The 22437-nt window shown below is 53.8% G+C and carries 17 protein-coding genes; all 17 read right to left on the bottom strand.

What is annotated here, in order from left to right; genetic code table 11:
- Positions 1-427 precede the first annotated feature (427 nt).
- The gene (locus IEV46_RS01985) at positions 428-4711 is read right to left on the bottom strand and encodes a PolC-type DNA polymerase III (RefSeq protein ID WP_188429549.1); all 4284 of its coding nucleotides are present in this window, start codon (positions 4709-4711) and stop codon (positions 428-430) included.
- 167 nt (positions 4712-4878) lie between these two features.
- Positions 4879-6222, bottom strand: coding sequence for an RIP metalloprotease RseP (gene rseP / locus IEV46_RS01980; RefSeq protein ID WP_188429247.1), 1344 nt, complete (start codon positions 6220-6222; stop codon positions 4879-4881).
- Positions 6223-6256: 34 nt separating this feature from the next.
- Positions 6257-7414, bottom strand: a complete 1158-nt coding sequence (locus IEV46_RS01975; protein ID WP_188429245.1) for a 1-deoxy-D-xylulose-5-phosphate reductoisomerase — start codon at positions 7412-7414, stop codon at positions 6257-6259.
- A gap of 15 nt (positions 7415-7429) precedes the next feature.
- Positions 7430-8230: a phosphatidate cytidylyltransferase gene (locus tag IEV46_RS01970; protein WP_188429243.1), complete on the bottom strand. Its 801-nt coding sequence runs from the start codon at positions 8228-8230 to the stop codon at positions 7430-7432.
- Between the two features lie 20 nt (positions 8231-8250).
- On the bottom strand, positions 8251-9042 hold the full coding sequence (uppS, locus tag IEV46_RS01965; RefSeq protein WP_188429241.1) for an undecaprenyl pyrophosphate synthase: 792 nt from the start codon (positions 9040-9042) through the stop codon (positions 8251-8253).
- 301 nt (positions 9043-9343) lie between these two features.
- Complete coding sequence (frr, locus tag IEV46_RS01960; RefSeq protein ID WP_188429239.1) at positions 9344-9901, bottom strand: ribosome recycling factor; 558 nt, start codon at positions 9899-9901, stop codon at positions 9344-9346.
- On the bottom strand, positions 9902-10627 hold the full coding sequence (gene pyrH, locus IEV46_RS01955; RefSeq protein WP_188429237.1) for a UMP kinase: 726 nt from the start codon (positions 10625-10627) through the stop codon (positions 9902-9904).
- A gap of 110 nt (positions 10628-10737) precedes the next feature.
- The gene (tsf, locus tag IEV46_RS01950) at positions 10738-11388 is read right to left on the bottom strand and encodes a translation elongation factor Ts (protein WP_188429234.1); all 651 of its coding nucleotides are present in this window, start codon (positions 11386-11388) and stop codon (positions 10738-10740) included.
- A 73-nt stretch (positions 11389-11461) separates the two neighbouring features.
- A complete protein-coding gene (gene rpsB, locus IEV46_RS01945) occupies positions 11462-12166 on the bottom strand; it encodes a 30S ribosomal protein S2 (RefSeq protein WP_009708783.1) in 705 nt (234 codons plus the stop codon).
- Positions 12167-12342: 176 nt separating this feature from the next.
- Positions 12343-13122, bottom strand: coding sequence for a GTP-sensing pleiotropic transcriptional regulator CodY (gene codY, locus IEV46_RS01940; protein WP_188429547.1), 780 nt, complete (start codon positions 13120-13122; stop codon positions 12343-12345).
- Between the two features lie 21 nt (positions 13123-13143).
- Positions 13144-14568: an ATP-dependent protease ATPase subunit HslU gene (hslU, locus tag IEV46_RS01935; protein WP_188429232.1), complete on the bottom strand. Its 1425-nt coding sequence runs from the start codon at positions 14566-14568 to the stop codon at positions 13144-13146.
- Complete coding sequence (gene hslV, locus IEV46_RS01930; RefSeq protein WP_188429230.1) at positions 14565-15104, bottom strand: ATP-dependent protease subunit HslV; 540 nt, start codon at positions 15102-15104, stop codon at positions 14565-14567. The genes hslU and hslV overlap by 4 nt, the downstream gene beginning before the upstream one ends.
- 245 nt (positions 15105-15349) lie before the next feature.
- Entirely contained in the window at positions 15350-16678 is a 1329-nt protein-coding gene (gene trmFO, locus IEV46_RS01925) for an FADH(2)-oxidizing methylenetetrahydrofolate--tRNA-(uracil(54)-C(5))-methyltransferase TrmFO (protein ID WP_188429228.1), read from the bottom strand.
- Between the two features lie 14 nt (positions 16679-16692).
- On the bottom strand, positions 16693-18768 hold the full coding sequence (gene topA, locus IEV46_RS01920; RefSeq protein ID WP_188429226.1) for a type I DNA topoisomerase: 2076 nt from the start codon (positions 18766-18768) through the stop codon (positions 16693-16695).
- 381 nt (positions 18769-19149) lie between these two features.
- On the bottom strand, positions 19150-20472 hold the full coding sequence (locus IEV46_RS01915) for an MDR family MFS transporter (protein WP_188429224.1): 1323 nt from the start codon (positions 20470-20472) through the stop codon (positions 19150-19152).
- A gap of 432 nt (positions 20473-20904) precedes the next feature.
- Positions 20905-21180 (bottom strand): hypothetical protein, encoded by a 276-nt coding sequence (locus IEV46_RS01910; RefSeq protein ID WP_188429222.1) that lies wholly within the window; start codon positions 21178-21180, stop codon positions 20905-20907.
- 124 nt (positions 21181-21304) lie between these two features.
- Positions 21305-22405 (bottom strand): DNA-processing protein DprA, encoded by a 1101-nt coding sequence (dprA, locus tag IEV46_RS01905; RefSeq protein WP_188429220.1) that lies wholly within the window; start codon positions 22403-22405, stop codon positions 21305-21307.
- Positions 22406-22437 lie beyond the last annotated feature (32 nt).

Raw genomic sequence — 22437 nt, 5'->3', positions numbered from 1 at the left:
ATCCGGAGCACTTCCCGCCAGTCAAAGGCTCCATGAAGGGATGGTTTGTGACGCCATCGTATCACAGTCCAAAGTGATACAAAACCTCTCTTCGCCCAGACCTGTCATAAGATCGCCGATTGGGTCGATCATACAGCAAGGCGGAACAGAAGTCAAACTTGCGGGAGAGGCCGGTGCGACCAGCGAAGATCTTTTGTACCCATCGGGCACAAGTCTCCCTTCGCTCCCTGATCTCGCTATGCACTTATTGGAGGAGATCGAAGACGATCACAACCCACCCCCCCAGAAATGGGTTTATCGGACAGACCCTGGACGTTCACAGGGTGGGTTGGGTTTCACAGGGAGTGATTTTAGCAGTTCAGAAAAACGAAAAGGTCATGTGAAACCCAATCCCGACCACCTGGCTAGCACGAAATTCACAACGGCTCTAGAAAAGAGTTAACTGATTGCTTTCCGGAAGCTTTTCCAGACATCCCAACCGTTTCAAAGCGTCGATCACCGCACTGCTGAGACGGGCACGTTTGGTCAGATCTTCGATGGACAGAAACTCTCCGTTCTCCCGGGCTTCGGCAATATTACGGGCGGCATTGGTCCCCACGCCGGAAATGGAAGAGAAAGGAGGAATCAAATTATCCCCGTCCACCAAGAATCGGATGGCATCAGAGCGATACAGATTCACTCGTTGAAAAGAGAGTCCCCGGGCCAGCATTTCCCGTACGGATTCCAGGACTGTTAGCAACCCCTTCTCCTTCGGGCTGGCGGTCACTCCTTTCTCTTCGATATCCCGAATCGTCTTTTTGACAGCATCCATTCCTTTCAGAGCAATCTCCACATCGAAATCATCTGCACGCACTGAAAAATAAGTAGCGTAGTATTCAATGGGATAATGGACCTTAAACCAGGCGATTCGGACCGCCATCATCACATAAGCCACTGCGTGGGCTTTGGGAAACATGTACTTGATCTTGCGGCAAGAATCGATATACCACTGCGGCACATCGTGACTGCGCATCAGATCCGCCTCTTCCTCAGTCAGTCCCTTCCCTTTTCGCACTTTCTCCATCAGTTTGAAGGCAAGGGAAGGTTCCATCCCTTTGTAAATCAGATAAATCATAATATCGTCCCGGGTGGAAATCACTTCGGAAAGGACAGCCGTCTTCGAACGGACCAGATCCTGAGCATTGTTCAACCAAACATCTGTGCCGTGGGACAGACCGGATATTCGGACTAACTCCCCAAAGGTCGTCGGTTTAGTATCCTCCAGCATCTGACGGACAAACCGGGTCCCAAATTCGGGAATGCCGAGGGTTCCGGTAACCGTGCCGATCTCCTCCGGTGTCACCCCGAGGGATTCTGTACTGTTAAACAGCTTCATCACCGCCGGATCGTCGATTGGGATTGACCGGGGATCAACCCCTGTCAGATCTTGCAGCATGCGGATCACCGTGGGATCATCATGCCCCAGAATATCCAGCTTCAGCAAATTATCGCTGATGGCATGGTAATCGAAGTGGGTGGTGATCGTCTCCGACTTGACATCATCGGCGGGCCGCTGAATCGGCGTAAAATCATACACATCTTTGTTCTGCGGAATCACCACCAGACCGCCGGGATGCTGGCCCGTCGTTCGTTTCACCCCGGTACAACCCTCCACCATCCGGTCGATTTCGGCGTTCCGCCATTGGTATCCTTTTTCCTCTTGGAACTTCTTCGCATAACCATAAGCCGTTTTCTGAGCCACAGTGGAGATGGTTCCCGCCCGGTAGACATAATCCTTACCAAAGAGTTCCTCGGTGTATTTGTGAGCCCGGGGTTGATACTCCCCGGAAAAGTTCAGATCGATATCCGGAACTTTGTCCCCCTTGAATCCCAGGAAAGTCTCAAAGGGGATATCGTGGCCGTCCTTTTTCATCCGGGCTCCACACTCAGGACAGTCTTTGTCCGGCATGTCAAATCCGGAAGCGACGGACCCGTCAGCGATGAACTCGCTGTGTTTGCACTTTGGACAGACATAGTGGGGAGGGAGCGGATTCACCTCGGTGATATGACTCATGGTGGCTACAAAGGAGGAGCCTACAGATCCCCGGGAACCCACCAAATATCCGTCAGCGAGGGATTTGGTCACCAGCTTGTGTGAGATGAGATAAATGACACCAAATCCGTGCTTGATAATACTTCCCAATTCTTTTTCCAACCGTTGTTCCACAATCTCCGGAAGGGGATGTCCGTAGAGATCTTCTGCTGTCTCGTAGCAGATCCGGCGGAGCTCTTCATCGGCCCCTTCGATGATCGGCGTGTGCAACCCGTCAGGAAAGGGCTTCAGCTCCTCAATCTCATCAGCAATTTTCCGGGGATTGCCCACGACCACTTCCCAGGCTCTTTCTTCCCCCAGATATGAAAACTCCTCCAGCATCTCGTCTGTCGTCCGGAAATGAGCGGGAGAAAGTGGCCCCTTGTTCCGAAATCCGCCGGTTTGGTTGAAAGCCAGGATGTCGCGGTATACGGCCTCCCATTTGTTCAGATAGTGGGTATTGGAAGTGGCCACCACCGGTTTATTCAGTTTATCCCCTATTTTCAACAACAGCTGGTTCGCCTGTCTGAGATGTTCCTCGCTGGCCACAATCTCCTTTTCGAGGAGATGGCGATTCACCTCCACCGGCTGGATCTCCAGGAAATCGTAGAAACGGGCTATCTCCTCCACCTCTTCGGGTGACTTCTGCAGAGCCGCCTCAAAAAGCTCCCCCTTTTCGCATCCGGATCCGATAATCAATCCTTCCCGATGTTTCTCCAACAGGCTGCGCGGAATCCGGGGGTTCCGGTAAAAGTACTGCAAATGAGACAGAGAAACCAGCTTGTAAAGATTCTTCAGCCCAATATGATTTTTCACCAGCACAATCACATGGAAAGGCCGCAGACGATTCAAATCCCGCTCACCGGTAAACTCGTTCAGCTGATCCAGGCGCAGAATTTTCCGCTCGGTGCAATCTTGAATCATCCGCCACAGGAGAAAACCCGTCGCTTCCGCATCGTAAATTGCCCGGTGGTGTTGGGTCAGTTCAATGTCAAACTGCTTGCACAAGGTGTTCAGCCGGTGATTCTTCAGCCGGGGATACAGAAACCGTCCCAACTCCAAGGTATCCACCACCGGATGGTCCACGGGTTGGCAGCCGGTCTTTTTGCAAGCTGCCTGGAGAAATCCTATATCAAAACGGGCATTGTGGGCCACCAGCACGGTTCCCTCGATAAATTCCAGGTATCGGGGCAACACCTCGGAGAGTTCCGGTGCATCCGCCACCATCTCGTCGGTAATCCCGGTCAATTCGGTGATCGTGGCTGTCAGCTTTCGATGGGGATTAATAAAGGATTCAAAGCGATCGATAATCTCCCCGTTCTTCACCTTGACCGCTGCCAGCTCAATAATTTCATCGTGAACCGCAGACAAACCGGTGGTTTCCACATCAAACACCACATAGGTATCCTCTTGCAAACTCCGGGGGGCCTCATTCATCACAATCGGCACCCCATCGTCCACCACATTGGCCTCCAGCCCGAAAATCACCTTGATTCCATACTTCTGTCCTGCGGAATAGGCATCGGGGTACCCTTGTAGCACCCCGTGATCTGTGATCGCCACGGCGGGATGTCTCCACTCAGCCGCCTGCTTCACCAACACCGCAGGTTCATGGACGCCATCCATGGCACTCATCGCCGTGTGAAGGTGGAGCTCCACCCGTTTTTCCGCTGCTGTGTCCTCCCTTCGGTAGGGAGGAACCTCCTTCAGATCATTGGCCATCACCACCAAATCCCGGGCAAAGGTGTCAAACTGGACGGAACCGCGAACCGCCACCCACATCCCATCCTTCACCCGGTTGACGGTCGCGGCGTCTTCTTTGTCCCGGGCGAAAACCTTGACCGCAATGGAATCCGTGTAGTCCGTCAAGTGGAAGGTCAGCAGAGTTCGGCCGCTGCGCAGCTCCCTCACCTCGGACTTGAAGACTGACCCCCGGATGCAGACACGCCGTTCTTCATCGGTGATCTCTTTGATCAGGATCGGCTCATCGTGAAAATCGTAACCGATGGCCACTGGCCCCTCACCTTCCGCTCCTTCCTCCGGCGGTACGGATTCTTCCAGGTGGATCATCGCTTCCTCTACCAGCTGCCGTTCCGTCTCTTCCCGTTCTTCCAGAAATCTTTCTCTGGCCTCATCGGATTCTCTGCAGGTGAGTGCCACTTGAATCCGTGTCCCGGAAATTTCCTGAAAGAATGAGGCAACCACTTGATCCAGTTGTTTGGCCACCGCCATCTGATTCATCATCGGATTGGGAAAAACGAGGGTTAGTCGCTCCCCCTTCAGCTCCCATTTAGCCCGGGCCAGCCACCCCGACGCAGAAGGTGAAAGTTGATCCGCCACCCGCTTGCGGATCCATTGCCAATACATCTCCATCAGCTGAGAAAGGTTCGCCTGGCCGTACCGGATCGAAAACCGGATCTCGGCCACTGTACGAAAAGCCTCTCTGATCCGATCCTGAACGGCAAACAAGATCTGGGGAGGAACCGGTTTACCCAACACCAGATAAAAGGTCCAACTTCTGTTCCGCCGACTCACTTTGACTTTCTCTATGTACGCGCCGTCAAAATGTTTTACAGACTCCTCCGGAATCTCCGCCCGCCGGAACACATCCTCCAGCCGATCCCGCATCACATCCGTCATTGACACTCCCCATCACCTCCGATTCCTGTTCTCCGAATCTATCTTCTATCTTAAAAGAGTGTATCAGAAACCCTTTGTCACGACCAGATCTTCTCAACCAAAAACCCCGCCGCAAAGGGCAGGGTTCGGTTGGTTTATTTTGCACCTGGAATCCTCATCAGCCGGGATCAACTGAAAAAGACCCGTACAACATCGTTGTAAGTGATCAACAACATCAACATCATCAGTAAAGCAAATCCGACAAAGTGAACCAGGCTCTCTTTGTTGGGGTCGATGGGCTTTCCCCTCAGAGCTTCAAAGGCGATAAAGGCGAGCCGCCCCCCATCCAATGCGGGAAAAGGAAGGATGTTGAGAATCCCCAGGTTGAGACTGAGCAGAGCGGTCAGACGGACCAACGGCAACCATCCGGCCTCTGCCGCCTGTCCCGTGATATCGGCGATTCCCACCGGCCCCGCCAAACTCTCCAGACCCACTTTGCCTGTGATCAGCTGACTGATCCCTTGAAGCATCACTCCGGTCAGTTCATAAGTCTTTTTAAAGCCGCTCACTGCCGCTTCAGAGACAGTTGCATCCCGTAATTCCTGTTTCATCCGGATTCCAATCAGGAATTGCCCGTCTTTCTTTACAGGCTTGACAGTGATGTCATAATTCTGGTTCGCCCGTTCCAATACCATGGATACCGGTTTTCCCCCGGCCTCCTGCAAGGGCATGCGGATGTCATTGAGACTTTTGACTTCCTTGCCCTCCACACTCCGGACGATATCCCCTGGTTTGATCCCGGCTTTTTCCGCCGGTGTGCCGGGATCGATGTCCTCGACCGAAACCTTGGTCTCCAAGCCGACCACCAGGGTTACCACCGCCATCAAAACAATCGTCAGCAGGAAGTTGAACACGGGCCCCGCCAGGATGGTCAGCGCACGATCCAGGATACCTTTGGAGGCAAACTGCCGGTCCAAGGGGGCAATCTGGATGATGTTTTTCTCATCGTACTGGATCACGGCCTGGGGATGGACCCGGTGACGAATCTCATTCCCCTCCTCATCCTCCACAAGAATGAAGAGCTTCTCTTCCAAATCCGCTTCCAACAACTTTCCGGATACCGTCTCCGCCACAGCGGGCAAGTGTTTCGGTAGGCCTGTTCCCGGAAAATCGTCCACTTCCTCGTATTCCCTCGCCCATTCCCCCGTACTTCCTGAATCCTTCCTCCGGGATGGAATGGTGCGGATCCGAATGACACGACCTTCCCCGTCGCGATCCAACACCAGGGGGGCACCAGTTTTCAATTCGACGATTTCCGGATCCTCCCCGGCCATTCGCACATATCCTCCCAGAGGAAGGATACGGATGGAATACTGCGTCTCCCCTTTGAACCAGGAAATCAATTTGGGACCGAAACCGATGGCGAATTCCCGTACCAGAATCCCTGCCCGTTTGGCAAAGATAAAATGTCCCAGTTCATGGATGAATACCAACACACTGATCAATAAGATAAAGGTTATCACTGTCTGCATCAAACCATCACCGCCTTGATTGGTCGCGGACCCGTCAATCCGTCATTTCCAAGCATTGCCGGGCGGTTTCCCGGGCCCAGCGGTCCGCTTCAAACAAATCTTCCAAATTAGGATCAGTCACCGTCCTATGTCGGGAGAGAGCCTTCCCGACGATCTCCTCGATCATGGGAAAGGGCAATCTCCCTCGGAGGAAGCGTTCCACGGCCACTTCGTTGGCCCCATTGAGAACCGTCGGCATCGTCCCGCCGGCCCGGCCTGCATCGTAGGCCATCTGCAGACAGGGAAACCGTTTTGGATCGGGCTCACGGAAATGGAGAGCCCCCAGCTCGACCAGATCGAGGGTTTTCGTGCGCAAGGGTAAACGCTTCGGATAACCCAGCGCGTATTGGATGGGAACTTTCATATCAGGTGTACCCAGTTCCGCCAACACGGCTCCATCCACAAACTCCACCATAGAATGGATGATGCTCTCAGGGTGAATCAGGACATCGATCCGATCATAGGAGAGGTTGAACAACCAGTGGGCCTCTATCACTTCCAAGCCCTTGTTCATCAAACTGGCGGAATCCACAGTGATCTTTTCTCCCATGGACCAGTTCGGGTGATTGAGGGCTTCCTCCCGGGTTGCACGCTCGATTTTTTCCCTGGGCCAATCCCGAAAAGGTCCACCGGAGGCCGTTAATATAATTCGCTTCACCTGTGTTGGATTCTCTTTGTGCAGACATTGATAGATCGCCGAATGTTCACTGTCGATGGGAAGGATCGCCACCCCAGCTTTCTTCGCTTCCTCCATGACGATGGCCCCTCCCATCACCAACGTCTCCTTGTTAGCCAAACCGATCGTTTTTCCCTCTCGGATCGCCGCCAGCGTCGGAATCAATCCCCGACTCCCCATCAGAGCGGACACCAGATAGGTGGCATCGGGATGGGTGGCCACCTCTATGGGCCCCTCTTCCCCATATACCGTTCGGACTGGCCGGTTTGCCCGCAATTTTACCTCTTCCGCCGCATCTTTGGAAGACATGGAGATCAGCTTCGGCTTAAATTCCTCCACTTGTTTCACCATCTCGTCCACATTGCCGCCGGCGGCGAGGGCGACGACTTCAAACTGGTCGGGATGTTGCCGGACCACCTCCAGGGTGTTGGTTCCGATGGAACCGGTGGAACCCAGGATCGCCAATCGTTGTTTCATCACATTTCACTCTCCCTAGATCAGCTGGATCGTGTGCAAAACGAGAAAAACGAGCAGGAGGCTGTCAAAGCGATCCAGGACCCCCCCATGACCGGGGAGAAGGGAACCGGAATCCTTCACACCCGTCGTCCGTTTCACCGCCGATTCAATCAGGTCTCCCAATGGACCGACGATGCTGATCATCAACCCAATTCCCAGAACGGTGGCGAGACTCCCCAATTCCGGAAACAAAAGACCGATGATTGCGCTAATAATCAGAGACAGAAGCATCCCTCCCAAGGACCCTTCCACGGTTTTGTTAGGGCTGATGGACGGCCACAACTTCCGTTTTCCCCAGCGTTTTCCCATAAAGTAAGCACCGGAATCATTGGCCCAGGTGACTGTCAACGCCAGCAGGGACCAAATCATGCCATCGGTCATCAGACGAGTTTGGATCATGTAGGAAAATCCAAATCCTATGTATAAAGACCCCAAAAAAAGATAGGCCACCTCTTCCACCTGGATTCGGTTACGGCTGATGACCATCAAAGTCAGAAATACAACCAGACCCGTCTGGATGTTATCTGGCATCTGAAGCGGCCAGATCGGAGGTAAAAACCCTTGCTCGGTCAATCCGGTCAAAAGGATGAGCCACATCAGAACCAGTCCGGTCACCGCTTCCAAGGAATAAAAGGGAATCTTCTTCATTCGGCAGAACTCCAAATAGCCGATCGTCGCCAACACACCGATCAATCCGGCATAACTCCATCCGCCCACCCAGAGAAAAGCAAGAAAACCGGCTCCGCCCAACACCCCCGTGATGATCCGTTGTTTCATCCACTCTCACCCGTTTTCCATCAGACCGCCCCGTACCGGCGGGAACGGCGCTGAAAATCGTCTATTGCCTCAAAAAACATCTCTCTCGTAAAGTCCGGCCACAGGACATCGGTAAACCAAAGTTCACTGTATGCCAATTGCCAAAGCATGAAGTTGCTGATCCGAACTTCACCGCTGGTCCGGATCATCAGATCGGGTTCGGGAAGGTCAGCCGTATACAGAGCACGCCCAAAATACTCCTCATCCACAGCCTCCTTTTCCAGCTTACCCGATATGACGTCATCTATAATCCCGTGCATCGCCCGGATCATTTCTGCACGGGACCCGTAATTGAGAGCGAAACTGAGAATCATCCCGGTATTGTCCCGGGTCGCTTCCTTGAATTTCATAATCGCATCCCTCGTGTGACTGGGCAGCTGGTCTTCTTCTCCCAGCATCCGAACCCGAATGTTTCGGGCCACCAGTTCGTCCAAGTCTGTCCGCAAAAATTCCCCCGGCAGGCCCATCAGGTAATTGACTTCCTCTTTTGGACGCTTCCAATTTTCTGTGGAAAAAGAATACAATGTCAGTGCTTCAATCCCCAAATCATCCGCCGCCCGCGTGATGTGACGGACTGTTTTCATTCCGGCCCGATGGCCGGCCACCCGGGGCATTCCCCGGCTTTTGGCCCAACGTCCGTTTCCGTCCATGATGATGGCCACGTGACGGGGGAGGGGACCCTTTTGGAGAGTGTGGATCCGTTCGCGATCCGTTCCGGTTTTTTCCGTCTCCCGGTGATAACCCACCAACCATTTTTTTAACCAATGAATCATCCTCATACCCCCGCAGCTCTGCAACATACGATGTTTGGGCGTTGGATTTTGCCCCGTTAAACACCTTCGGCTCGGGATTTCGCCGGCTCAGGGGGAAGAATCCGCAACCTGGTCTGCTTTCACATACTTCCACTCAACGTTGAAAAGGCGAATTCATGTTTCAATCGATTCAGTGTGTGATGTGATTTAAATGTTCACCCGTACTTTAAAGATACCAAAAATTTGTCGGACTTGCGAGAGGATGACCTCCGGCATCGGAGATAAAACAAACCCCCCTTGCATGTTAAGGGGGATCACCCTGTCAAACCTCCATGATCTCTTTTTCCTTTGTATCGATTACTTTATCAGTCTCCTGAATGAAGCGGTCCGTCAACTTTTGAATTTCATCTTGACCACGGCGAGATTCATCCTCGGAGATCTCACCCTTTTTCTCCAGCTTCTTCATCTCATCATTGGCATCCCGACGGATGTTGCGGATCGCCACCTTGGTTTCTTCCCCGGTCTTCTTCACCACTTTCACCAATTCGGCCCGACGCTCTTCCGTAAGAGCGGGAATGGAGATCCGGATCAGATTTCCGTCGTTGTTGGGTGTCAGACCCAGATCCGATTTGAGTATAGCCCGTTCCACATCGCCAAGTGTCGACTTGTCCCAAGGTTGTACCACCAACAGCCGAGGTTCCGGTGTGGAGATGTTGGCCAACTGATTCAAGGGCATTTCACTCCCGTAACACTCCACCATCACCTTATCCAACAAGGCTGGCGTGGCACGCCCTGCCCGAATGGAGGCGAGCTCCCTTTTTAAAGCTTGGATCGCTTTTTCCATCCGTTGGCTGGCATCTTCTTTGACAGCAGCATACATCTATACATTCCCCCTGACAAGGGTACCGATCTGTTCCCCCAGAATGACGCGGCGGATATTTCCGGTACCTTCGATATTGAAAACAATCAACGGAATGTCATTGTCCATACAGAGTGATGAGGCGGTGGAATCCATCACTCCAAGACCTTGGTTCAGCACATCCATATAGGTCAGCGAATCATACTTGACAGCATCCGGGTCCCGGCTGGGATCTGCAGAATAGACTCCGTCCACTTTATTTTTGGCCATCAGAATGACCTCTGCTTCGATTTCCGCCGCCCGAAGCGCAGCAGTGGTATCCGTGGAAAAATAGGGGTTTCCGGTCCCGGAAGCAAAGATGACGACCCGCCCCTTCTCCAGATGACGAATGGCCCTCCGCCGAATATAAGGCTCCGCCACTTGTCGCATTTCGATGGATGTCTGGACACGGGTCGGGACTCCCTCGGCTTCCAAAGCATCCTGGAGAGCGAGGGAGTTCATCACCGTGGCCAGCATCCCCATGTAGTCGGCCGTGGCCCGGTCCATCCCTTTTGCACTGCCGGCCATCCCTCGCCAGATGTTGCCGCCACCGACCACAATGGCCGCCTGAACCCCCATCTCGACCACTTCTTTCAGCTGGACGGCGATGGAGTGAATCACATTCGGGTCAATCCCGTAACCCTGTTCCCCCGCCAAAGCTTCACCGCTCAATTTGAGCACGATGCGTTTGTATCTCGGACCTGCCATCCCTGACCCCCCGTTTCCAATCATCCATTTCGACACCGCCAGGGGCAGTTCCTCTTCCACCCCCGTGCAAAAAAAGGGAACACGGTGTGTTCCCTCGTGTCCCGACAGTCTTACTTCTTCACCTGGGACATCACTTCGGAGGCAAAGTCTTCCTGCCTCTTCTCCAATCCCTCGCCCAACTCATAGCGTGTGAACCGGCGGATCGAAATATTTTCGCCGATCTTGGCAATCTTTTCTTTCACCAGTTCATCGATAGTCTTGTCTCCGTCCTTGATAAAGGGCTGCTCCAACAGACAGACACGCTCATAAAATTTGCCGAGGCGACCTTCCACCATCTTGTCCACGATGTGTTCGGGTTTTCCTTCCTGCAGAGCCTGGTTCTTCAGGATTTCCCGCTCCTTGTTCACTTCGGATTCCGGTACATCTTCCCGACGGACATATTTCGGATTCAGGGCCGCGATTTGCATAGCGATGTCCTTGACAAATTCCTTGAAATCATCGGTTTTGGCTACAAAGTCCGTCTCGCAGTTGACCTCCACCAACACACCGATCCGGCCATTGGCATGTATGTAGGCTTCCACCAGTCCTTCAGCGGCAATGCGGTCCGCTTTCTTTTCAGCCTTGGCCAGCCCTTTTTCCCGAAGCAACTCCATCGCTTTTTCCATGTTTCCGTCTGCTTCCTGGAGCACCTTTTTGCAATCCATCATGCCGGCGCCGGTCTTTTCACGCAACTCTTTCACTTGGGCCGCAGTAATCGCCATGATTGTTCCTCCTGTGGATTATCATTTAAAAAGGGTGGTCACGCATCCTGCGGCCACCCTGCTGCTCTCCTCTTCAGGACGCTGTCGTCGTCTCTTCTCCCTGTTTCCCTTCCAGAGAGGCATCGGCCATCTTGGAGGTGAAAAGACGCACCGCTCGGATGGCATCATCATTGCCGGGGATGATATGGTCGATTTCGTCGGGATCACAGTTGGTGTCGACGATCGCAATGATCGGGATCCCCAATTTGCGCGCTTCCGCCACAGCGATGCGCTCTTTGCGCGGGTCGATGATAAAGACGGCGTCGGGCAATTCCTTCATGTGCTTGATCCCGCCCAGGAATTTCTCCAGACGGGCCTGTTCCTTCTTCAGCATGACCACTTCTTTTTTGGGAAGAACCTCAAAGGTTCCGTCTTCCTCCATCGCTTCCAGCTTATGCAACCGATCGATCCGTTTGCGGATTGTTTGGAAGTTGGTGAGCGTACCCCCGAGCCACCGATGGTTGACATAGAACATGCCGGAGCGTTCGGCCTCTTCGCGCACGGCATCCTGCGCCTGTTTTTTCGTCCCGACAAACAGGATCTTTCCTCCTTTGGAGGCCAAGTCACGCACATAGTTATAAGTCTCTTCCATCATTTTGACCGTTTTTTGCAGGTCGATGATGTAGATCCCGTTTCGTTCCGTAAAAATATACTTTTCCATCTTGGGGTTCCAACGACGGGTTTGATGTCCGAAGTGAACACCCGCTTCCAAAAGCTGTTTCATGGAAACCACAGCCATGGTTCAGTTCCTCCTTTTGGTTGTTCCTCCGCCGGCTTCGGTGACCGGGACCCGAAGGCACCGACCGGCCCACATCGGCCGACGTGTGTATTCACACCGTTAAATAATATACCACAAGCAAAACCGCCCCCGCAAGAACCCGGGACCGATTAAAAAGGAATTTTCTCCTTCATCCCTCAGGATTGTCTCAGTTTTTCCAACATGGGAAGAAATTTGTCATTCAATACCTTGATATGCGTTCCCTTCATTCCCAGGGATCGAGAGTCGATCACTCCTGCGCTTTCCAATTTTCGCAGAGCGTTAACAATGACGGATCGGGTAATCCCGGCCCGGTCCGCCACCTTGCTCGCCACCAGAATTCCCTCCAGCCCCTCCAACTCCTCAAAGATATGTTCCACCGCTTCCTGTTCGCTGTAAGACAGAGAATCCACCGCCAACTGAACCATCGCCCGGTTGCGGGCTTCTTCCTCTGCCTTTTCCGACTTCATCTGCAGGATTTCCATCCCGACCACGGTGGCCCCGTATTCCGCCAACACCAGATCGTCTTCCACAAAGGGGTGATCAAAACGGGTTAACAGCAAGGTGGCCAAGCGATTCCCACCACCGATGACGGGAACGATGGTGGTGTAACGATGGGTATGGCTGCCATCCGTCCGGGGGTTCAGACTGAATTCGCTGTTTTCATCCAGATTGGCGACAGTTTCCCGCACCGATTTCAGAAGATCATTGTATTCTTCCCCGAGATGACCCTCGGACAAAGCCCGGTACTGCAGCTCATTCCCTTGGGATTCCTGTGCAGTCCCGTACCCGAGGATCTTTCCCCGGCGGCTGACCACATAAACATTGGCCATGATCATATCCCGGAGAACTTCAGCCATCTCTTTGAAGCTGACAGCTTGTCCCCCGGTTTTTTGCAGGAGATTGTTAATCTCCCGCGCTTTGGACAATAGGTCCATTTCCATGGGTTCCTCCCCTCTTTACAAAATATATTGGCTCAAGTCTCGGTTCCCCACGATATCACCCAATCGTTGCTGAACGTACTCGGGAGTGACCCGGACCTCTTCCAATGTGATGTCGGGGGCTTCAAAAGAGAGTTCCTCCAGCAGCCGTTCCAGTATGGTATGAAGCCGCCGGGCCCCGATATTCTCCGTCCCCCGGTTGACATCCGCCGCCAGTTTGGCGATCTCCCGGATCGCATCCTCAGTGAAGGTGACCCGGATGCCCTCAGTCTCCAGGAGAGCAGTGTACTGTTTCAACAGGGCCCCTTTAGGTTCGGTCAGAATCCGGACAAAATCCTCGGCCGTCAAATCCGCCAGTTCCACCCGGATCGGGAACCTCCCCTGCAATTCGGGGATCATATCCGAGGGTTTGGCGGTGTGAAAAGCGCCGGCGGCGATGAAGAGAATATGGTCCGTCTTCACCGGGCCATACTTGGTCATTACTGTGGAACCCTCCACGATGGGCAAAATATCCCGCTGCACCCCTTCTCTGGAGACATCGGGTCCTCCCTGACGGTCTTTCCCTGCAATTTTGTCCACCTCATCGATAAAGATGATTCCCGTCTGTTCCACCCGGTTCAAGGAATCCTGTTGCACCTGATCCATATCGATCAATTTCTGCCCTTCTTGCTGAATGAGAACCTTGCGGGCCTCCCGAATGGGCAGACGGCGCTTCTTGGTCTTTTTGGGCATAAACTGCCCCAGCATCTCCTGCATATTGATGCCCATTTGCTCCACACTGGACCCGGCAAACATATCCATCATCGGCAACTGATCTTCCACTTCGATCTCGATCACTTCATCTTCCAATGAACCACTCTTCAGTTGAAACCGGACCTGACGCCGCTTCCGCTCCCGCTCCTGATCGCGCTTTTCCTCCTCCTGATCGGCGTTTCGCTCTCCTTTCCCCGAATTGAAAAACATCTCCAGGGGGTTTTTGAATTGATTGCTCCCTTTGTCTGAAGGAACCAGGAGAGAGACGATTCTCTCATCAGCCAGTTCTTCCGCCTTCTCTTTCACTTCTTCCAGTTTCTCCGCCTTGACAATGCGGATGGCCGTCTCCACCAAATCCCGGACCATCGATTCCACATCCCGGCCCACATAACCAACCTCAGTAAATTTGGTCGCCTCCACCTTAACAAATGGAGCACCGACCAACCTGGCCAGGCGGCGGGCGATTTCTGTCTTCCCGACACCCGTGGGGCCGATCATCAGGATGTTTTTGGGAACCACTTCGTCTTTCAGATCTTCCGGCAGCAGTGTCCTCCGATAACGATTGCGGAGAGCCACGGCCACTGCCCGCTTTGCCTCGTTCTGGCCCACAATGTATTTATCCAGCTCCGCCACGATTTCCCGCGGAGTCCATTGTTTAGACTGCTTACCAAGGGATGCGGACACCCTCATACCTCCTCCAGAACGATTTGATCATTGGTAAACACACAGATCTCCGATGCGATGGTGAGCGCCGCATTCGCGATCTCACGGGCCGTGAGGTTGGAGGCGTAACGACTGAGAGCCCTGCCTGCCGACAGAGCATAGCTCCCTCCGGAACCGATCGCCATCATCCCGTCATCGGGCTCAATCACTTCCCCGTTTCCGGAAACCAACAACAGGTGTTCCCGATCCATCACCACCAGCATTGCTTCCAACCTGCGGAGCACTTTGTCAGCCCGCCACTCCTTGGCCAGTTCCACCGCGGCCCGGGGCAGATTGCCATGGAACTCTTCCAATCTTCCTTCAAATTTCTCAAACAGAGTGACGGCGTCCGCCACAGACCCCGCAAAGCCCGCCACCACCTGGCCTCGATAGAGACGCCGGACTTTTTTTGCCTGATGTTTCATCACCATCTGGTTGCCGAAGGTTACCTGACCGTCACCGGCCATCGCTCCTGAACCGTTGTGGTGGATCGCAAAGATTGTCGTTGCATGCATGCTTTCCAACCTTTTTCTCCCCCTCACGTCAATCACGTCCGGCTGTCATTTGTGCCGAGCAAGGTCAACGGCTCTGTTGCCGTAGTTGGTTCTTTTTTTCTTCAAAAAAGTGTAAAAGCTTCCCAATTCCAGACTCCACCCCATCGTAACACAGAGAGTTTGGCCCAATCAAGGCAATGTTGGATTTTGTGCGGAATATTCTGATTTCATATCGCCCGGGATCAACAGAAATCGATCCCGGCGACGAAGCATGGTCATCCGGCAGGAGTTTCCACCCCTGACAGGTGTGAAGAAAATTCCTCCATGGAACGGAGAGCCCGCGCAGCCAGTTGACGATAGCGCTCCCGCTTCGGTTTCACCCGGGTTTCCAGCGGGGGGAAGAGACCGAAATTGACATTCATCGGCTGAAAATGGTCCGGATCCGCCTCAGTGATGTATCGGGCCAAACTGCCCATCGCCGTTTCCGCTGGAAAGACGATAGGTGCTTCTCCCAGCACCAGACGGGCGGCGTTGATACCAGCGATCAGACCTGCCGCCGCCGATTCGACATACCCCTCCACACCTGTCATCTGCCCCGCAAAAAAGAGATCCGCCCGTTCCCGGAACTGATAAGTCGGCAAGAGTGCTCTCGGTGAATTGATAAAGGTGTTGCGGTGCATCACCCCGTACCGGACGATCTCCGCCTGTTCCAGACCGGGGATCATGCGGAGAATCCGCTTCTGCTCCCCCCACTTCAGATGGGTCTGGAATCCGACCAAGTTGTAAAGAGTGCCGGCTCCGTTGTCCTGACGCAACTGAACCACGGCATAAGGTTGCTTCCCGGTTCTGGGATCGATGAGTCCCACCGGCTTCATCGGACCGTAGAGGATGGTTTTTTCCCCCCGGCGGGCCATCACTTCGATCGGCATGCAACCTTCAAAGTAAATCTCTTTTTCAAACTCCTTCAGCGGACTCACTTCCGCCTCCACCAGCGCCTCATAAAAACGCTTGAACTCCGCCTCCGTCATCGGACAGTTGATATATGCCGCCTCCCCTTTGCCGTAACGGGAGGCGATAAATGCTTTGTCCATATCGATACTGTCCTTCTCCACAATCGGTGCTGCCGCATCGTAAAAGTAGAGGTGTTCCTCCCCGGTCAGCTTCCGGATTTCCCCGGAAAGGGCATCGGAGGTGAGAGGACCCGTGGCAATCACCGTGATCCCGCCGGGAATCTCCCGCACCTCTTCGCCAACGACCTCCACCTTCTCGTGATTGCGCAACCTCTCGGTCACACAGCCGGAAAATCCCTCCCGATCCACGGCCAGTGCCCCCCCGGCGGGAACAGCATGGGAATCGGCACATTCGATGATCAGGGAGTTCAGTCGCCGCATCTCTTCTTTCAGAATTCCGACTGCGTTGGTCAATTCATTGGATCGGAGTGAATTGCTGCAGACCAGCTCCGCAAATTGCCCGGTATGGTGGGCCGGCGTTTGTTTCACCGGCCGCATCTCCACCAGACGGACGGACACACCGCGACGGGCCAATTGCCAAGCGGCTTCACTTCCGGCCAAGCCGGCTCCGATCACGGTTACCCTTTGGGTCATGAAATTTTCCCCCCTCAGTTTTTCTCTTCCTGGTAATCACAGTGAGTGCATTGGATCATGGTTCCCTTTTTTCTCTTTTTCTCCACCATCAAGCTGTTGCACCGGGGACACGGCCGGGGAACCGGTTTGTCCCAGGAGACAAATTCGCACTCCGGATATCGATTGCATCCGTAAAAAGTGCGCTGTTTTTTACTTTTTCTTTCCACGATTTCCCCTTGCTTGCAGCCGGGACAGGTGACACCTGTGGTTTTCAGGATGGGCTTTGCATTGCGGCAATCGGGAAACCCGGAACAAGCCAGGAATTTGCCGTAACGGCCAAACTTATAAACCATCGGGCTGCCGCACTTTTCACAGACTTCGTCGGAAACCTCATCCCGAATCTCCACCTCCTTCATCTCCGCCTCGGCCACTTCCAGCCGCTTCTGAAACTTTTCATAAAACCGTTCTAAAATCTGAACCCAGTCCACCTTGCCCTCTTCGATGTAGTCCAGACTCTCCTCCATCTGGACGGTGAATTCGACATCAAGAATCTCAGGGAAAAATTCCTCCATCAGGGAGATGACGATCTCCCCCAGTTCCGACGGGACAAAACGTCGTTCTTCCAGCATCACATAGCCCCGCTTCTGAATCGTGCTCAGCGTGGGGGCGTAGGTGCTGGGGCGCCCGATTCCCTTTTCTTCCAGGGTTTTGACCAGACGGGCCTCGGTGTAGCGCGGTGGCGGCTGGGTGAAATGCTGTTTCGGATGGATCGACTTTCTTTTCAGAAGTTGCCCTTTCTCCAGAGCAGGGAGGAATTTGTTCTCTTCCTTGTTTCCATCATCATTTCCCTCGATATACATCTTCATAAAGCCGGGGAACTTCACTTTGGATCCCGTCGCCCGAAACAGAGCCTCCCCGACCCGGATGTCAGCAGAGATCTGATCCAGGACAGCGGGAGACATCTGACTGGCAAGAAACCGTTCCCAGATCAGCTTGTACAGTCGATATTGATCCCGGGACAAGTGGGGCTTCATCTCCGCCGGTGTCCGCAGGATCGAAGTGGGGCGAATCCCTTCATGAGCATCCTGGGCTCCGGACTTTTTATTATGGGCCCGGGAGCGCGCCGGAACGTAAGATTCCCCGTATTGACCCTGAATATAATCCCGGGCTTGCTGTCGGGCGGTCTCCGAGATCCGGGTGGAGTCGGTTCGCATATAGGTGATCAGACCGACGGAACCCTCTTTTTTGCCCAGATTCACCCCTTCATAGAGTTGCTGGGCGACAGCCATCGTTTTCACCGCACGGAAATTCAGCTTCCGGGCCGCTTCCTGCTGGAGGGAGCTGGTGATGAAAGGAGGGGCGGGATTGCGTCGGCGCTCACTCCGGTTCACCTCGTCCACGACAAACCGCTTGCCCTTGATCGCTGCCAGCAGCTCTTTGACTTCCGCCTCGTTTTTCAGTTCTTTTTTCTTCTTTCCGTATCCGTGAAACTTCGCTTCAAAAGTCTCTCCCTCCGCGTCGAGGACCGCGGTCACCGTCCAGTACTCTTCCGGTTGGAAATTCCGGATCTCCTTTTCCCGGTCGATGATCAGCTTGACGGCCACAGATTGGACCCGCCCGGCGGAGAGACCTTTTTTCACTTTTTTCCACAGCACCGGACTGATCTTGTATCCCACGAGCCGATCCAAAATTCTTCGCGCCTGCTGCGCCTGAACCAAATCCAGGTCGATCCTGCGCGGATGCTTGAAGGCTTCTTTGACCGCCTGTTTGGTGATCTCGTTAAACACCACCCGGCACTCTTCATCCACCTCCATATTGAGACTGTGGGCCAGATGATAGGCGATGGCTTCCCCTTCCCGGTCGGGGTCAGCGGCCAGATAGACACGTTTCACCTTCTTTTTTGCGTCTCTCAACTCTTTAAGCACATCCCCCTTACCCCGGATCGTGATATATTTCGGTTGAAACCCGTTTTCGGTATCCACGCCCAGTTGACTTTTGGGCAAATCCCGCACATGACCCATCGATGCTTTGACGATATATTTTCTCCCCAAATATTTACCGATGGTTTTCGCTTTGGCGGGTGATTCGACAATGACCAGTGAATCGGCCATGCCTCGACCCCCTCTCAAAAAATTAACCGTTATATGGAAGCGTCATATTTCTAATGTCAATCTTTACCCAACCTGTCGCAAGGTATAAACCCAGGAAATCCGGGGCGGTTGATGAACCGGAATGGTGCCAATGGAGTTGTGTCACAACAACCCAGACGCAATCCGTTCCTCATGAGAATCTGGCAGTATGCTGATTGACACACCTGCGGTGGCATCGCTCTTGTACCATACCAAACGGAGAAGCCCTGAGGCAATACGACGACTCAAAACAAATCCATTTTCAGGATGACCTTGCAAAGAGAAAAGCCCGCTTCCCGTTACGGAAAACAGGCCTAATGGGTGATTCGTTTCCTTACTGTCAAAATCCTGCCCAGCCACTTGTCATGATATCCCCTTTTCCAGGGTGTCTCTTCCTTGTGCCACCGGAATGTCGTTTCCCTTGGACATCCGGTTCAACCGACGGAACAGGAGCTGATACACCCACGCACTGATGAAAGCGCAAATCCCCAACAGAATAAAAGTCCACCTGTATCCGATCCAGGCAGTGACCGGAATGGCCAAGGGAGCGATCGCCCGGCCGATGGAGAAGCGGAGGCTGGCAGCGGCGAAGTATTGCCCTCTCATATTCTCCGGGGACAACTTGAAGACAAACCCTTCCTGGATCCCCACCACAGCCAATTCCCCCACTGTCAGGACGACCATTCCCACCACCGCCACCCAGAGGGCTGTCGAACTGCCAAATACCAGCATTGAAAGCCCGTACAAGAGAGAAGACGTGATGAAGACACGTCCTTCCGGCAACCGGTTGACCCAACGGGTCACGACCACGGTGAACAGAGCCACCAGGAAACCATTCAACGCCAACAACCAGCCGAAAAATTCCGCCCCTCCCGTCCGGACGGACCAATCCCCGAAAGAGAAAAGCGTCTGTCGTGAGATTTCCTCTTTGACATAGACCGCCACGGTCAGATCCAACTGCATAAAGGTCTGAGCGACCAAAATCCCCGCCAGGATAAACAACATAAAATTCCGGTCGGACAGAATCACCCGGTAATCCTTCAACTCGGCCAGCAAAAAGCGGTGCCAGGGCAACTTTTTTTCTTTCGGAAAGCCAGATGACCCTTCCGAGCGGGGCACGGTCTCCCGGATATACCAACCGATGGCCACAGTTAAGAGCAGACTTAGCACTGCAACGGCCACAAGCAAGACGAACCGGTACTTGAAGAAGAAGATTCCACCCAGAATCGGACCGACCACCACTGTGATATTGACCATGGTATAAAACACCGCAAACACTTCATTCCGGTGTTTCGGTTCCACCAAATCGGCCACCATGGCATGGCTGGCAGGCAAGTACAAGGAGCTCGATACCCCCAAAGCACTGAAACAGATGAAGGTGAGCACCGGAGAATGGTACCAAGGTGAATTGGCCAAGGCAAACACGACAAAAGCGATCCCATCCACCGCCGAAGCGATCAACATCATCCGCTTCCGACCGAACCGGTCGGCACAATAACCCCCGACCACATTGGCCAACACTCCGATCACTTGGGATAAAATCAATAGAGCGCCGGCGATTCCTTTTCCAAAGGAATCCGCGAAATAGATGGCCATAAAGGGGAAGAACATCCAGAACAAGACGTTGATGAGCCCTTCTCCCAACAACCGGACTTTCAGATTCAAATCCCAATCTTTCCAACGCATCGGTCTCCCTCCGTTTCTCTGTCTCTTTTTCGGACACGAAAAAGAACCATAGGCAAGGTTTCCCTGCCCATGGTTCCCGGTTCCGAATGCGTTCTAGGGGCGCCCCGCCCGGAGGTGCAGACCCGAATGGACCGCGAAGGAAATGGAAAGGAATTCCTTGCTTCGAGGAATGAATTTACTTGTTTTTCCATCCAAAAACATACGGATCCCGTGGAGTGCAGTTGCAACACACAACCGGGGTGAGATCCGATTCATGATGCTGGCAGAAATGGGTGTTTGGATACGCATAGTCCTTTCCACCTCCTGCTTCCGAAAAATTGATAAACCCATTCTATCCGATCCCCAAAACCAAAGCAACGGGTTTTTGGAAAAAAGAAGGGATCCAATCATCCCATAAAAAAAGAGGAGGGATTCCCCTTCCCCATCGATCCGTCACCGTGGTCTTTCGCGGCGGAAAGCACCGATAAAAGTGACGAATTCCCCCCGTCGCAAATGAATCGTTCCCCGATTAAAAGCGCGGAAGGAGTTGAACACGATCACCGTGCGCCCCTTACAGGTCACCTTGACAAAGTCTCCGGGCCGCAACACAATCGTGGCCACCCGGACACGGAAAAAGTGACACGCCAAGTTTAAAAACCGACCTGGACGAATATTGAACTTTTTCTTTTTTTCATGATGCTCCAGGATCACCTGTCTCGATTCACCCATTTTGACTCTTCACTCCTTATACTCTTTCTATCTTTATATGAAAAAGGCATGGGATCGGAATGAGCAGATGCCATGGAAAAGCAAAAATAAACACCTCCAGCAGAAGGTGCCACCTAGTAAACTTTCACTTTTTTACGAACCGGGCTCCCGGCAATTGATGGACCATTCCTTTCACCTGCAGCTGAAGGAGTATTCGGTGCAACTCCCCGAGGGAGGTATCCGATCGATCGGCCAAGGAATCCACCGTAAGAGGCTCCTCCCCAAGGAAATCCAAGACCGCTTGCTCCCGCGGCCCCAACTCCGTTTCAGAAAGATGCTCCCCGCGGACCGGGGCTTCCGGCTGGGAGACGTGGATCAGCTCCGTCCACAGGTCATCGGCATCGATCACACATTTGGCCCCCTCTTGGATCAGTCGGTTGGTACCCCGGCTCCATGGAGAGGTGACGGGACCGGGCACGGCAAATACCTCCCGCCCTTGCTCAAGACTGTGATGTGCCGTGATCAGGGATCCGCTCTTCTCCGCTGCCTCCACCACCAGTGTCCCCCAACTCAGCCCGCTGATAATCCGGTTCCGCTGGGGGAACAGACCCGGGTGAGGCTCCGTTCCCGGGGGGACCTCGGAGATCACCGCTCCCTTTCTTACCACTTCTTTGTAGAGCTCCCGATGGTGACGCGGGTAAACCACGTCCACCCCGCAACCCAGCACGGCAACGGTTCTTCCCCCAGCCTCCAAGGCCGCACGATGGGCTTCCCCGTCCACCCCTGCGGCGAGACCACTCACCACTGTCCATCCCCGGCTAGCGATGTTTCCTGCCAGTTGCCGCGTCACCCGTTTTCCATAGGCTGTCGGCTTGCGGGTGCCTACCACCGCCAAGCCGGGCCCCTGCAGGTGGGACACATCCCCCCGCACATACAGCACCCAGGGAGGCTGGGGCAACTGACCCAACAGTGGCGGGTAGTCCCTATCCAGCAGGGTTACCGCCTGGATTTCCCGTTTTTTCAACTCCCCGGTCACCCGTTCCACCCAACGGGGAGTCCACCTTTCCCGAATCCGGTCGATCGTGGCTGAATGGATCCCCACTTCCCGCCACATTCTCATTTCTTCCTCCTCCGGCAGCCTGCCGGGATCCCAGCCCACCTTTTGCAACTTATCCAGCGTGCCCCATCCGACACCCCGAATCTGATGCATCGCCACCAGCCCCTCCCGCTCATCCCAGGTCTCCACTTTATTCCCTCCTTTTGAAAAACAAAAAAGGG

Origin of the sequence: Kroppenstedtia guangzhouensis, from assembly GCF_014637345.1 — a bacterium.
GTDB classification, from domain to species: domain Bacteria; phylum Bacillota; class Bacilli; order Thermoactinomycetales; family DSM-45169; genus Kroppenstedtia; species Kroppenstedtia guangzhouensis.
This window is presented reverse-complemented; position numbering and strand designations above follow the sequence as displayed.

Excerpts from the sequence above, each read along its gene's own strand:
- hslU (WP_188429232.1), bottom strand. The coding sequence starts at position 14,568 with ATGAGGGTGTCCGCATCCCTTGGTAAGCAGTCTAAACAATGGACTCCG.
- tsf (WP_188429234.1), bottom strand. The coding sequence starts at position 11,388 with ATGGCGATTACTGCGGCCCAAGTGAAAGAGTTGCGTGAAAAGACCGGC.
- uppS (WP_188429241.1), bottom strand. The coding sequence starts at position 9,042 with ATGATTCATTGGTTAAAAAAATGGTTGGTGGGTTATCACCGGGAGACG.
- frr (WP_188429239.1), bottom strand. The coding sequence starts at position 9,901 with ATGTATGCTGCTGTCAAAGAAGATGCCAGCCAACGGATGGAAAAAGCG.
- IEV46_RS01975 (WP_188429245.1), bottom strand. The coding sequence starts at position 7,414 with ATGAAACAACGATTGGCGATCCTGGGTTCCACCGGTTCCATCGGAACC.
- rpsB (WP_009708783.1), bottom strand. The coding sequence starts at position 12,166 with ATGGCTGTGGTTTCCATGAAACAGCTTTTGGAAGCGGGTGTTCACTTC.
- codY (WP_188429547.1), bottom strand. The coding sequence starts at position 13,122 with ATGGACCTATTGTCCAAAGCGCGGGAGATTAACAATCTCCTGCAAAAA.
- trmFO (WP_188429228.1), bottom strand. The coding sequence starts at position 16,678 with ATGACCCAAAGGGTAACCGTGATCGGAGCCGGCTTGGCCGGAAGTGAA.
- topA (WP_188429226.1), bottom strand. The coding sequence starts at position 18,768 with ATGGCCGATTCACTGGTCATTGTCGAATCACCCGCCAAAGCGAAAACC.
- IEV46_RS01915 (WP_188429224.1), bottom strand. The coding sequence starts at position 20,472 with ATGCGTTGGAAAGATTGGGATTTGAATCTGAAAGTCCGGTTGTTGGGA.
- rseP (WP_188429247.1), bottom strand. The coding sequence starts at position 6,222 with ATGCAGACAGTGATAACCTTTATCTTATTGATCAGTGTGTTGGTATTC.
- IEV46_RS01985 (WP_188429549.1), bottom strand. The coding sequence starts at position 4,711 with ATGACGGATGTGATGCGGGATCGGCTGGAGGATGTGTTCCGGCGGGCG.
- IEV46_RS01970 (WP_188429243.1), bottom strand. The coding sequence starts at position 8,230 with ATGAAACAACGGATCATCACGGGGGTGTTGGGCGGAGCCGGTTTTCTT.
- pyrH (WP_188429237.1), bottom strand. The coding sequence starts at position 10,627 with ATGGCAGGTCCGAGATACAAACGCATCGTGCTCAAATTGAGCGGTGAA.
- IEV46_RS01910 (WP_188429222.1), bottom strand. The coding sequence starts at position 21,180 with ATGGGTGAATCGAGACAGGTGATCCTGGAGCATCATGAAAAAAAGAAA.